Below are 12007 nucleotides of genomic sequence, written 5' to 3'. Positions count from 1 at the left end.
AGTTTCTTAATGCGAATGCAAGTTTTGCTGCAATGGTTTATAAAATATGCCGGATATTGGGTTTTGTTGCGTTTTTGCAATTAGTGCAGACGTGACCTGTCATAGCGGTGTTCTATGATTTGCAGTAACAGTACTTCACGGTCTGTTTCATTGGCATGTAACAGACGTGTCACCGCTTTGCGCGGCACCTTGAAGTAGCGACGGCGGTTTGAACGCATATCCAGTGTGCGCCAGCCTTTTTCGGTCAGCCAATCCCATTGCTCATAGTCAATTGGTACAATTAATTGCATCTTCAGACGTTTATAGACCACGGTGCTGCCAAATGCCGGCTTGGGGCCAGGTGGTGGCAGTTCGCGGTCATGGCGTACTCTGAAGATAGTCCTGAAACCGTTTTTGATAACGTCAATTAACATGATGTACTTATTGAAATGACAAAGAAAAAATATGTGCCAGCAGGATTTGGCAATTAAATTCTGGTATCCACTATCTCTACCGGATGTCTGAGGATATTAAACTGACTCGCCACTGCGTCTGGAAGTGGAAGCAGACAGTACCAAAATTGAGGAAATATTTTAGTCGTATACCAAGTATTTCCTTTCATGTTCTCGTGTAAGTTTTTGTAATCTTTCAGTTGTCCCGTTACATTAATTCACATTTGACCAGGTTTCGATTAATGTATTTTTGCTCATCGTCCTCATATTGCTCAGATGCAGATGCAAATGCAGGTGGTAAGCGTTCAGCCCGAGCAAGAAGCCGGATAAGCCGGGTGTGCGTCAGCAAATAAGGCTTAGCCCGCAAATCGTGAGCAAATAGTTCATAAATGTAAGAAAATGGGCCAGATACAGACTAAGCTTGTATCTAAACAAGGAGAAAGACATGGGCACGACATCCACTGAATTTGCCACTTTAGGCGGCGGTTGCTTTTGGTGTACCGAGGCGGTATTCCAGCAAATTCGCGGGGTATTGAAAGTAGAGTCCGGCTATTCTGGCGGCGCAGTGCATCAACCTACTTATGAACAAATCTGTACCGGCAAAACCGGACATGCAGAAGTAGTGCGCCTGACTTTTGATCCTGCCATCGTCAGTTACCGGGAATTGCTGGAGATTTTCTTCACCATCCATGATCCTACTACGCTGAACCGTCAGGGCAATGACACTGGCACTCAATACCGCTCCGTCATTTTTTTCCATGATGCACAACAGCAGGCAACTGCTGAGCAAGTGGTCAAGGAAATGGCAATGGTCTGGGATGACGCCATCGTCACTGAAGTCAGCCAGGCACCGATGTTTTATATTGCGGAAGACTACCACCAGAATTATTTCCGCCAGCATCCTGAGCAAGGCTATTGCTCATTCGTGGTGGCGCCTAAAGTCGCCAAAGCGAGGAAGATGTTCGCCAGCAAGCTGATAGGCTAGCATGGGTTGAAATGGTGTTGAATCAACGAATTCGCTGCATAGAAAAAAGGAGAGTTGCCGACTCTCCTTTTTTTACGTAATCAACGCAGGCTGTCAATGATAATGATCAACGCAGCTTGGTCCTGAGTGCATCCATCATTTTCGGTATGCTGTCTTTGCTCATGCTATCGACTATCCAGCCCAGGCCCATGGGCACAGGCCCCGGATCAGTGAATACCTGATATTTGACGACAGTCTTTCTGGGGTTATCTGCCAAAGGAGTCAGTTCCCAATACCCTGAGGTGTCGGCGATGGTTTCTTCCTGCTTCAGGCCTTCCCAGGGCTGTAACTTCCAGCTCAGGTTGCATGTGGCCGGGCTGACTTTGGGCGTCATCTTGAGGCGGTATTTTTTCACTTTCCCTAATGGCAGGTTCAGGGTGAAATCAACCAGGGCAGATTCATTGGCTTGACGTGTGACTTTTGCCTTGGCGGTATTCGGCATGAAGCTCGGGTAATCTTCATACGCCTGTATGGCGGCACAGACTTTGGCAACCGGGGCATTCAGGATAGTACCTGCGGCAAAGGTTTTGCCATTGCTGTCTGGCTTGCTCTGGTCAATTAACTGTACTTGTGTTTCAGTGAATTTGCTGGCGTCCAGTTGTGCTGCCTGTGTGGTCGATAGCGCCAGTAAACTCGCAGTGATACCGATTAAAACAATTGCATGCTTCATGGCTTGTCGATACCTTCGCGTATTTTTTCTATGTTCACGTTTTTCAAATATTCCGGGATGTTTTTCCACATGCTGTGGTAGCCATAGCCACCCTTCATCAACTCTTCCAGCGCCTTCTCTTTACTCCAGGCCTGATACAGGATGCGGTACATGGCTGTTACCAGACCAGTACGGTCCGCACCATGCATGCAATGCAAAAGCACGGGGCCGTCCTTCTCTGCCGCCTTGATGGCGCGCAGAGCCGAGATGACATTGGCATCATTGATACTCCAGGTATTGATACCTATGCGTTGCAGCTTGATATTGGAATCTTTGAATATGCTGGTATCAGAATGAAACGAGCGCAGGCTGACCACAGTCTTTATGCCGAGTGATTGCAATAGCGCCACATCTTTGCTGCCGAGCTGGGCACTGCGGTAAAAGTCCTGGTTCACACGATACAGATTTTGAGTCTCTGCAACCGGAGTGGCCCAGTCTTCAGGCCTTACAGTTTGTGCGCTAGCTATTGTGGACATCAATAGCATACCGGAGCAGGATAGAGCGGCCAGCCTGGCCAATGAAGTCCAGGTTTTCAGGCCGGTCCTGAATCGTTTATTTCGCATCTTGTTTTGCATGTTGTTTGTACGAATAAATATAGAGAAAAGTCGCACCGATGAAGCCTAGCCAATAATCAGTGGGCACGCCCAGTAGCCAGTGCACATGCCATGGTACATCATGGGCATTGAAGCGCGAGATGCCATAGGCCGGGTTCATGACAAACCATAAAAAATCTTCTGCTACCCAGAATGTCATGATGCTGGCAATCGCACGGCATTCCAGCTTCAGCGTCCATTGCTGCAGCATAGCAAAGGGGAAATGAAAAAACAGAGTGATGAAAGGGAACACCCAGGCATGGTAACCCGTCATCGCCCGGCCACCCCAGAAGATATCGAGCAGCCAGTGTTTTTCTATGCGCCAGGTAGGCAAGTTGGCGGCCCAGCCTGCGCTACCTTCTATCTGGATTTCTACTTGCGCAAAAAATAGCGCCAGGATGCAGGCAAAGGCAAAACAGGCCAGGAAGGGCACGAATGCGCTTTTAGCTGAACGATTGGCTAAATTGTTAGCTGAATTGTTAACTGAGTTGTTAGCAGATATCATAGTCAAACCAGAACTTAAACCGGTGTATCCAATATGGCTTGCAAGACCTGCGTTGCTGCTTTAGGGCGCCCCAAAGCCTGCGCCTTGTCATGCATGTCGCGCAATTTATCTGGGTGCTGCAACAGGTAATTCAAGCGGTAAGCGAGGCTGACATCATCATAGGCTTTCAACGCAACGCCCTGTTCCAGCAAAAAGTCAGCATTGCGCTCTTCTTGCCCCGGTATTGGTGAGTTGACGATCATGGGCAAACCCATGGCCAGACACTCGGAGGTAGTCAGCCCGCCGGGTTTGGTAATGACCAGGTCAGCGCAAGCCATGAGGCGTTCTACCTTGTCGGTAAAGCCCTGAGGCAGCAGGCGGCCAGGATAACGCAGGGCGAGTTTTTGCAAGGCTTGCAGTGCAGGCGCATTTTTACCCGCGAGCACGATGAGCTGGAAATTGCCTGGCAATGACAGCAGGCGCTCTGCGACTTCATCCAGGCCGCCCAGGCCCGCACCACCGCCCATGAGCATGAAGGTTTGCAGCGCAGGATCAAGGCCAAATTCTGCCGCACAGATTTTCCTGTCCAGATGCTGCGTAAAGGCGGGCATGATAGGGATGCCAGTGACATGAATGCGCTCAGCCGGTATGCCATTGATGCGCATGCGGTCTGCCACTTCTTCGCTGGCGGCAAAATAGCCAGCCATGTGATCATGGACCCACATTCTGTGCAAATCAAAGTCGGTGACCTGTACCCAGACCGGGCAATGCAGCCTTTCTTTGCGTAACAGGCGGGACAGCATTTCTGCTGGCAAGAAATGCGTGCAGACGATGACATCTGGCGCAAAATCAGCTATGGCTTGCAGCAATGGGCGGGCATTCAGGCGCTCTATGCCACGCCTGAGTTTTTCCATGGTGCTATCAGATTGCGCTTCATTGGACGCATGGTAGAGATAACCCCACAGCGTCGGCGCTTTATTGACGAGCTTGATATAAAAATCAGTATAAATCTTGCGAAATCCGGCGGTAACAAAATCCATTACATCCAGATGCAAGACTTCAGTATCGGCGGGATAGGCCAGCGCCGTTGCCTGTATGGCCTGGGCGGCACGCTTGTGACCAGCGCCAGCGGATACGCTTAATAGCAAGATTTTTTTCTTGGGCATGGACTTTGGTGTCGGTAAAAAAACACCGAGGATATCATGCTCTGTATACCCTCATGCCAATTTGGGCACCTGACTATCTCGTCAATATCTTCTCAAAGAGAATAGTCAGGGCTGTTGAACAGCTTTAAGGTTGCAGGCGGGAAATTTTCCATGCGCCATTTTCATCGCAGGTATAGACGATACGGTCGTGCAGGCGCGAGCTGCGGCCTTGCCAGAATTCGACGCGCTCTGGCAGCAGGCGGTAGCCGCCCCAATGGGCAGGGCGAGGAGGTTGATCACCGAATTCTGCCACCACCGCAGCCATTTTTTGTTCCAGCGCTTGCCTGTCCGCGATAGGCTGGCTTTGTTGCGACGCCAGTGCACTTTGACGGCTGCCCAGCGGGCGGCTATTGAAGTAGGTATCGTTTTCTGCGTCGCTGAGCTTTTCTATGCGGCCTTCTATACGCACCTGGCGCTCCAGAGGAATCCAGAAAAACAGCAGCGCAGCATGAGGATTGTTCTCCAGGTCCTGGCCTTTGGCACTATCATAATTCGTGAACCACGAGAAGCCGCGCGCATCAAATTCCTTGATAAGGACGATGCGTGAGCTGGGCTTGCCATCAGTGCTAACTGTCGAAAGTGTCATGGCATTGGGTTCTGGCACATCAGCTTTCAAGGCCTGATCGAACCAGCTGGCAAACTGGCTGTAAGGTTCAGACCGTACATCAGCTTCAGCCAGGCTGGCTTTTTTGTAGTCGGTGCGGATATCAGCGATGGACATGTTCATCCTTCATAAAATAGTCAGAAATATTGCAGGGTCTTTGCAGCTTGTTTTATGCAGCAATGCCACGCCTTGCCTGCATGGCAGCACCCAGGGCGGCCATTTGTGCATCAGAAAACAGACGTTTCGCCATCGGGGCGATCTGTGTTTCTTCTGTCTGCATGTGCTCGTTATACAGGGCTTGAAAGTCTTTTACCGCGGCCTCAGACAGATTTGCTGCACTTGCAGCGGCAATGGCAGTTAGCTGCTTTTCTAGCTTGCCCCATTGCGCGGCCATGTCTTCATGCTGGCTCAGGATTTTTGGCAGCAGGGTGGCCAGCAAGCTGGCATCTTCGTCCCTGGCCGTTGCTTGCAGTTCAGGCAAGAGGTTGATTTCTTCATCTTCGTGGTGCAAGGGGGCTGCTTTGATAAAATAATTCAAGACAGACTGCGCCGCCTGCTGCGCATCCTGGTCTGCGCCGTGGCTAGGCAAATGTTCCAGCAACTTGCCCATGGTCGCCAGTTGCTTGCGTATGCGGTCATGGCAATGCTTGAGAACGGCCAGGGGCTGATCAAAGCCTGGGGCGCTGTCGAATAGAGTATTCATGTTCACTTTACCTGTATTGATACGCTTATTATGCAATAGACAGGCTGGCCCTGCTTGCGTCATATCAAATTCAGGTTCACAGACTCTCAGCCATGCAGATATATTCTCCGGCAATCGGTTTGATACGGCAGTCCTGCGGGCATACAGAAATGCTTTCCTTCAAGTCTTGCAAGGCATAGCCTAGTTGCTTTAAAAATACCGGAACCCTGTCTTGCGGCATGCCAGATAAAAAGGGTTCTGCTTTTTTCCTCAGGAAAAAGTCGATAATCTTGCTGGCTGGCCGAAAATTGGGCTGGCCATCTGCCTGAATCTCCATCCAGGTAAAAACCAATGCTGTTTTGGTGGCTGCCATCTGCATTTGTTTCAACAAACTGGCTATATCATTGCATGTTAAATACATCAACAAGCCTTCTGCGATGAACAGGGTTTTCAGGTCAGGATTGAATGCCTTGCAGTTGTTTAATACCTCATTCAGTTTTTGCTTACCCAGTTCGGCAGCTATATAGTGTATGCGATGCGCTCCTGCGGCCGCTGCTGCCCCCGATGTTCCAGCCGCAGCGCGCTTGATCGCCTGGGTAGCCGAGTGATCGATTTCTATCAGTCTCAAGTCTGGATATGGCGTAGCAAGCTCCATGCATAAGGTATCGTAACCCGCACCGAGCAAAACGATCTGGCGGGTACCGGCAGTGATTGCGCGGACGACATATTCCCTGATGAGTATTTTGCGCAATACATAGTGCTGCAAGATGCCGGGCAGGGTAATTTTTGCCGCTGCGTAGGCAAGGCTGCGAAACCAGTGCCGTGCAGTCAGACTGGACAGGCGCGGGTGGCTGACCCGTAATAAACGCTGGCCATGCGCCGCCATGGCTGCCGGTACCAAACCTGCGTAAGCCGGATCACGCGCCAGCATCTGTACCCCGGCTGCAACGATAAGAGCGGTGTTGCTGGCCTGATCTGTCTTCATGCCGCCTGCTCCAGGTGTGTTGCAAACATGGCCGTATGATGGCGTAACCAGGTACTCTGGAATAGCGACTCAGGATCAAGACGCTGTTTGTACGCCAGGAAGTTTTCAAAGTTTGGATAGCAATGGCGAGTTTGCTCAACTGTGGCAAAGCGACCATAGGTCAGATAAAAACTACCATCGCGTTTGATGGCGAGATCAATCAGTCGTCGGAAAGCTGCAGCGGTTGCGGCGATACCGCTTTCTGTATGTTCAGTATGCAGATTGAAAATCACGCAGGCATAGTCTTGTCTCGCCCATGGCAAAAAGCTTTCTGTATCGGCTTCTATCAAACGCACGGTACCGTAAATGAGATCGACAGCATGCTGGCGAAAGTCTTGTGCGGCATCATGCATGAAGGCTGGCAGTGCAGCCCTGGGTACATATAATTCACCTATCATCTCCGAACCCTGGTGCCCGAGCATTTCGTCTATTTTTTTGTGATAGCCGTCAAGATAGGTTGTTTGCTGCAGTCTGTCACTCCAGTAAATCTGGCCTGAGCTGGCCATATAGTGCTGGGCGTAACAATCAAAGGCGCGGCTCTTATCTACATGCGCGAGCATCAGCAATTGCTGCCATTGCTCATCGCTGAGGGCATGTTCTTCGCGTATGCTGCTGGCGTCTGATACCGGGCAATAACAGGAGTAAACACCTCGCTGCAAAAAGTCAGGGCTGGCAGGGTCAATGGCAAACTGGAAGTCGCCATACACATAGCCAGCTTCCATGCGTTGTTGGAATGCAGGCATCAATTCATCCAGCGAGATGATGCTGACATCGCGCCGCATTTTTTGTCTTTGGCTCAGGCGCAGACTGACTTTGGTGATTACGCCAAATGCACCGTAGCCGCCTATTGCCAGTCTGAATAAATGGCTGTTTGTATCGCGCTTGCAGTGCTGTAATCTGCCCTGTGCATCCAGCAGACTGAAGCTCTCTACATCAGCAATAAAAGGGCGCATTTGCAAGCCCCGACCATGCACATTCGCTGACAGGCAACCGCCTATGCTGAGGTCATCGGCACCGGTCTGTTTTTGCCGTATTGCCCATGGCTGCATACTGTTTTTCTGCGCAGCTTCCAGATAATCAATCAGAGCTGGCCATTGTATGCCAGCCTCTACCGTGATAATGCCCAGCTCACGGTCAAAGCTGAGTACCTTGTCCATGCCACGCATGTCCAGCAAGATGGCATCTTCTGCAAACTGTTGCCCACCCATCGCATGCCTGCCTGCGCTGATGGCAATTTTCTTCCCCTGGCTTTTGGCTTTTTCCAGCGTGGCGGCAAGCTGAGGGAGGTTGCTTATTTCTATGATCTCGCTGACCCTGGTGAGGTTCAATGCGGAATGAATATCATTGACCGTGTACGTGGTGTGGTTCTCGTGCATGCTTTTTCTCCTTGATAGAAGATTGCATTTTGCAATTCGAGGTATTGATATACAATCTAATAAAAATTAGTATTGAATATCAATACTCTTGGCCGTTTATGAAGCCACGTTCAGTTTTTACAGAAGACCTTTCAACACAGAGGCACAGAGGGGGCACTGAGAAAAGCGAAGTACAACTGAGGTGAGTGCCCGTGCTTTTCTCAGAGTCTCTGTGTCTCTGCAGTGAGCCTTTTGGTCTTGCCTTAATGCATACAATTCTATTTATCCCAAAAATGGACGCGCCATGAACCTGACTCAGCAAATCACGATTGCCCTGAAAAAGCACCTGAAGCAAAAAGGCCTGACCTATGCACAACTGGCGGCACATCTGCAAATCAGTGAAGCCAGCGTGAAACGCCTGTTTTCTGAATCGACTTTCACTGTGCGCAGGCTGGAGGCGATATGTCAGTTACTGGAACTGGATTTCCTGGAGCTGGCCAGACTCGCACGCGGCCAGCAGGAACTCAAGGGGGAATTATCTGACTTGCAAGAGCAGACCCTGGCGGACCAGCCCAGGTTGCTGGGCGTTTTTTATCTCTTGCTGAATCAGTGGCAAGTCCGTGAAATTGCCAGGCAATTTGAGATTGCAGAAACGGAGTTATTGCAGTTGTTGATGAAGCTGGAACGATTGGAATTGATAGAGCTGCATCCACATAACCGCATCAAGTTACTGACCCATACCACTCTGCAATGGCGTGAGGATGGGCCTATACGCAGAAAATACCAGTCTAAGGTTATGGAAGAATTCTTGCAGAATGATTTTCATGATGAGCAGGCGACTTTGCGTTTTGAAACGCGCGAGCTCAGTGCTGCTTCGATTGCTGTTTTACAAAGAAAAATCGCACGGTTGCTGACTGAGTTTAATGAGCTGGCAGATATTGATGCCAGCTTGTCATCAGAACAAAGACAGGGCATGGCCCTGTTGATGGCGACCCGGCCATGGGTATTTTCGCTATTCTCTGATTTGAAGCGCAAAGCCGGGCGTTAAAGTCACGTCTGGAGCCGCATCAAGTAAAATAGCGCCTGCTTACAATGTCCAGCCTTTTGGCGCAATTTTCTTATGCAAGATGTAATAGATATCGATTTTGAACGCCGCTTTGGTGGCATTGCCCGTTTATATGGAGCGGCAGGTCTTGAGCGTTTCAAGCAGGCGCATGTCTGCGTCATAGGCGTGGGCGGTGTAGGTTCATGGGTGGTAGAGGCGCTGGCGCGCAGTGCCATAGGCCGCATCACCATGATAGACCTCGACAATGTGGCTGAATCAAATATCAATCGCCAGATACAGGCCAATACCGATACAGTGGGTAAAGCCAAGGTTACTGCATTGGCCGAACGGATTGCACTGATCAATCCCTATTGCAAGGTAAATGAGGTCGAAGACTTTGTCACACCAGACAATCTCGATGTCATGCTGGGCCAGCCGGGTTTTGATTATGTGATTGACGCCATCGACAATGTCAAAGCCAAGACCGCACTGATCGCCTATTGCCGCCAGCATGCGATACCGCTGATCACCATAGGTGCAGCAGGCGGGCAGACTGATCCCGGCAAGATAGAAATTCGTGATCTCTCACGCACCGAGCAAGAACCTTTGCTGGCACTGGTACGCAAGCGCCTGCGCCAGAACCATGGTTTTCCGCGTGGCGCAAAAAGCAAATTTGGTATTGATGCTGTGTTTTCCATGGAAGCGCTCAGCATGCCTGAGCCTGCCGAGGCTTGCGAAGTTGGTGCAGGTGCCGATGCCAGTACTAATGCCAATATTGCTGTGACAGGTTTGAATTGCGCCGGTTTTGGTTCTTCCATCGTTGTCACTGCTTCTTTTGGCCTGATGGCAGCAGCGCAGGTTTTGCGCAAGCTGGCTGCCAGTGATATAGACAATCAGGCAAAATAATTTTCACATTTTCCAAATTTCATATCGATATTTGCGTATGGAAACAATTCTTCATACTTTGTGGGGAAAATAGCTCAGCATTGTTGAATTACTTGTCATGCCTTGAGTTATTGCCTTTTAGCATTTAAAGTCAAATCACGCATCAGGCCAGCCCAGATGCGCATGTCCCCGTTTGCCCTGTACTTTGCCCTGTACTTTGAATTAATTTGTCAGGCAGGCAATACGCTTAATCATGTTTCTTCATCATCCGCCCGACGTTACGGAGGCCAGTATGTTTCAGGATATTCGCATCAGGACCAAGCTCATTTTCAGCTTCATTCTATTGTCACTGCTGGTGCTGGCGATAGGTTCTGCAGGGTTTCTGAGTTTGAACGCCAGCAATAATTCCATCAAGACTGTGTATGACGACAGGCTGGTAGCGCTGGGCCAACTGGATGGCGTGATACGCCTGATCATGAGAAATCAGGTCATTACCGCCAAGGCCATCACTGATGACCCGGAAAAAGCGTCTGCCCACATTGCTGCTGTTGAAGCTGGCAAGGCTGAGGCGAGCAAGATCTGGGGTGAATACATGGCGACTTACCTGACGCCAGAAGAAAAAGTCCTGGCAGACCAGTTTGCAGCAAGGCGCAAATTATTTCTGGACGAGGGGCTGAATCCGACTTTGGCAGCGTTAAAAAATAAGGACATGGATGCGGCTTCAAAATTATTCCATGGCAAAGTAGATCCCTTGTTTTTATCCATGAAAGAATCGATGGATGGGCTCATACAATTGCAGCTCAGCGTAGGTAAATCTGAGTATGAAGCTTCGCAAAGTTTCTTCCGCAGCTTCCAGGTATTTGCAGCCCTGTTCATTGTATTGTCTGTATTGTTTGGGTCTGCCATGGGTGTGTGGCTGGTGCGCAGTATTTCCCGCCCATTGAATTACGCGATTGATATCGCCAACAATATTGCCGCTGGTGATTTGCGTCAGGATATCAAGATCAGTTCCAAAGATGAAACAGGTGAGTTATTGCAAGCCTTGTTCAATATGAATCAGAGCCTGATTAACATCGTCAGCCAGGTCAGGACCAGTACTGACACGATTTTCACCGCATCGAACGAAATTGCCGCCGGTAACCTGGATTTGTCTGAGCGCACTGAAAGTCAGGCCAGCTCACTCGAAGAAACAGCTTCATCGATGGAGGAGCTGACTTCAACCGTGCAGCATAATGCAGCCAGTGCTTCGCAAGCGAATCAACTGGTGATGTCCTCATCTGACTTTGCCAGCAAGGGCGGTGATGTGGTTGGGCAAATGGTGAGTACCATGGGTGCGATAAAGGACAGCTCACGCAAGATCGTTGATATCATCGGCGTCATCGATGGCATCGCCTTCCAGACCAATATCCTCGCCTTGAATGCAGCGGTGGAAGCGGCAAGAGCAGGTGAACAGGGGCGCGGTTTTGCCGTAGTCGCTTCTGAAGTTCGCAATCTCGCGCAAAGATCAGCCAGTGCTGCCAAAGAGATCAAGCAATTGATCGGTGACTCTGTGGCTAAAGTCGATGCAGGCACTGCACTGGTGGATGAAACCGGTGTGACCATGGACCAGATCGTGACATCCGTCAAACAGGTGGCCGAGATCATGAGTGAAATTGCCGCCGCAGGGGGCGAACAAAGCCGCGGCATAGAACAGGTGAATGTGGCGATCACACAGATGGATCAGGTGACCCAGCATAATGCCGCTCTGGTAGAAGAAGCCGCCGCTGCGGCCCAGAGCCTGCTTGAGCAGGCAGATAATCTGCATCAGGTGGTGGGTGTGTTCAAGGTCGCAGGTCTGCCCGAGGGCGGCAATGTCATCAAGACCGGCAAGTTCAAAAAGGCAGAAGCCGCCAACCAGGACCAGCGCAAGACTTTGCGTCTGGGTTGAATACCGGACTGAATACTTACCTTAATACAGCTGCAAATA

General features: G+C 50.2%; 13 protein-coding genes. 4 read left to right on the top strand and 9 right to left on the bottom strand.

The window, feature by feature from the left end; translation table 11 throughout:
• Positions 1–80: 80 nt before the first annotated feature.
• Positions 81–413, bottom strand: a complete 333-nt coding sequence (locus ACO0LN_RS15855) for a hypothetical protein (RefSeq protein ID WP_162057986.1) — start codon at positions 411–413, stop codon at positions 81–83.
• A 463-nt stretch (positions 414–876) separates the two neighbouring features.
• On the opposite strand from ACO0LN_RS15855, the gene msrA reads away from it, so the two are divergent.
• Entirely contained in the window at positions 877–1416 is a 540-nt protein-coding gene (gene msrA / locus ACO0LN_RS15850) for a peptide-methionine (S)-S-oxide reductase MsrA (RefSeq protein WP_422975404.1), read from the top strand.
• Between the two features lie 106 nt (positions 1417–1522).
• On the opposite strand, the gene ACO0LN_RS15845 is transcribed toward msrA, so the two are convergent.
• From ACO0LN_RS15845 to ACO0LN_RS15810, 8 genes are all read right to left on the bottom strand, one after another.
• The gene (locus ACO0LN_RS15845) at positions 1523–2125 is read right to left on the bottom strand and encodes an SRPBCC family protein (protein ID WP_422975402.1); all 603 of its coding nucleotides are present in this window, start codon (positions 2123–2125) and stop codon (positions 1523–1525) included.
• The gene (locus ACO0LN_RS15840) at positions 2122–2727 is read right to left on the bottom strand and encodes a dual specificity protein phosphatase family protein (RefSeq protein WP_422975400.1); all 606 of its coding nucleotides are present in this window, start codon (positions 2725–2727) and stop codon (positions 2122–2124) included. The genes ACO0LN_RS15845 and ACO0LN_RS15840 overlap by 4 nt, the downstream gene beginning before the upstream one ends.
• Positions 2717–3190 carry a hypothetical protein gene (locus tag ACO0LN_RS15835; RefSeq protein ID WP_422975398.1) on the bottom strand — a complete coding sequence of 158 codons (474 nt, stop codon included), beginning with the start codon at positions 3188–3190 and terminating at the stop codon, positions 2717–2719. Before ACO0LN_RS15835 ends, ACO0LN_RS15840 begins: the two co-directional genes overlap by 11 nt.
• Before the next feature lie 86 nt (positions 3191–3276).
• Positions 3277–4407 carry an MGDG synthase family glycosyltransferase gene (locus ACO0LN_RS15830; RefSeq protein ID WP_422975396.1) on the bottom strand — a complete coding sequence of 377 codons (1131 nt, stop codon included), beginning with the start codon at positions 4405–4407 and terminating at the stop codon, positions 3277–3279.
• Positions 4408–4531: 124 nt separating this feature from the next.
• On the bottom strand, positions 4532–5167 hold the full coding sequence (gene pdxH / locus ACO0LN_RS15825; protein WP_422975394.1) for a pyridoxamine 5'-phosphate oxidase: 636 nt from the start codon (positions 5165–5167) through the stop codon (positions 4532–4534).
• Between the two features lie 52 nt (positions 5168–5219).
• Entirely contained in the window at positions 5220–5753 is a 534-nt protein-coding gene (locus tag ACO0LN_RS15820; protein ID WP_422975393.1) for a hemerythrin domain-containing protein, read from the bottom strand.
• A 76-nt stretch (positions 5754–5829) separates the two neighbouring features.
• Positions 5830–6717: a class I SAM-dependent methyltransferase gene (locus tag ACO0LN_RS15815; protein ID WP_422975391.1), complete on the bottom strand. Its 888-nt coding sequence runs from the start codon at positions 6715–6717 to the stop codon at positions 5830–5832.
• The gene (locus tag ACO0LN_RS15810; protein ID WP_422975389.1) at positions 6714–8132 is read right to left on the bottom strand and encodes an FAD-binding oxidoreductase; all 1419 of its coding nucleotides are present in this window, start codon (positions 8130–8132) and stop codon (positions 6714–6716) included. Before ACO0LN_RS15810 ends, ACO0LN_RS15815 begins: the two co-directional genes overlap by 4 nt.
• 283 nt (positions 8133–8415) lie before the next feature.
• Between ACO0LN_RS15810 and ACO0LN_RS15805 the strand changes: the two genes are divergently transcribed.
• From ACO0LN_RS15805 to ACO0LN_RS15795, 3 genes are all read left to right on the top strand, one after another.
• Positions 8416–9159, top strand: a complete 744-nt coding sequence (locus tag ACO0LN_RS15805; protein ID WP_422975387.1) for a helix-turn-helix domain-containing protein — start codon at positions 8416–8418, stop codon at positions 9157–9159.
• A 72-nt stretch (positions 9160–9231) separates the two neighbouring features.
• Positions 9232–10062 carry a tRNA cyclic N6-threonylcarbamoyladenosine(37) synthase TcdA gene (gene tcdA, locus ACO0LN_RS15800; protein ID WP_422975385.1) on the top strand — a complete coding sequence of 277 codons (831 nt, stop codon included), beginning with the start codon at positions 9232–9234 and terminating at the stop codon, positions 10060–10062.
• Between the two features lie 271 nt (positions 10063–10333).
• Positions 10334–11968 (top strand): methyl-accepting chemotaxis protein, encoded by a 1635-nt coding sequence (locus ACO0LN_RS15795; protein ID WP_422975383.1) that lies wholly within the window; start codon positions 10334–10336, stop codon positions 11966–11968.
• Positions 11969–12007: the final 39 nt, after the last annotated feature.

The organism is Undibacterium sp. TC9W, from assembly GCF_049339865.1.
In the GTDB taxonomy this organism is placed as follows: Bacteria; Pseudomonadota; Gammaproteobacteria; order Burkholderiales; family Burkholderiaceae_D; genus Undibacterium.
The sequence above is the reverse complement of the archived record's forward strand: the minus strand, read 5'-3'. Positions and strand labels throughout refer to the sequence as shown.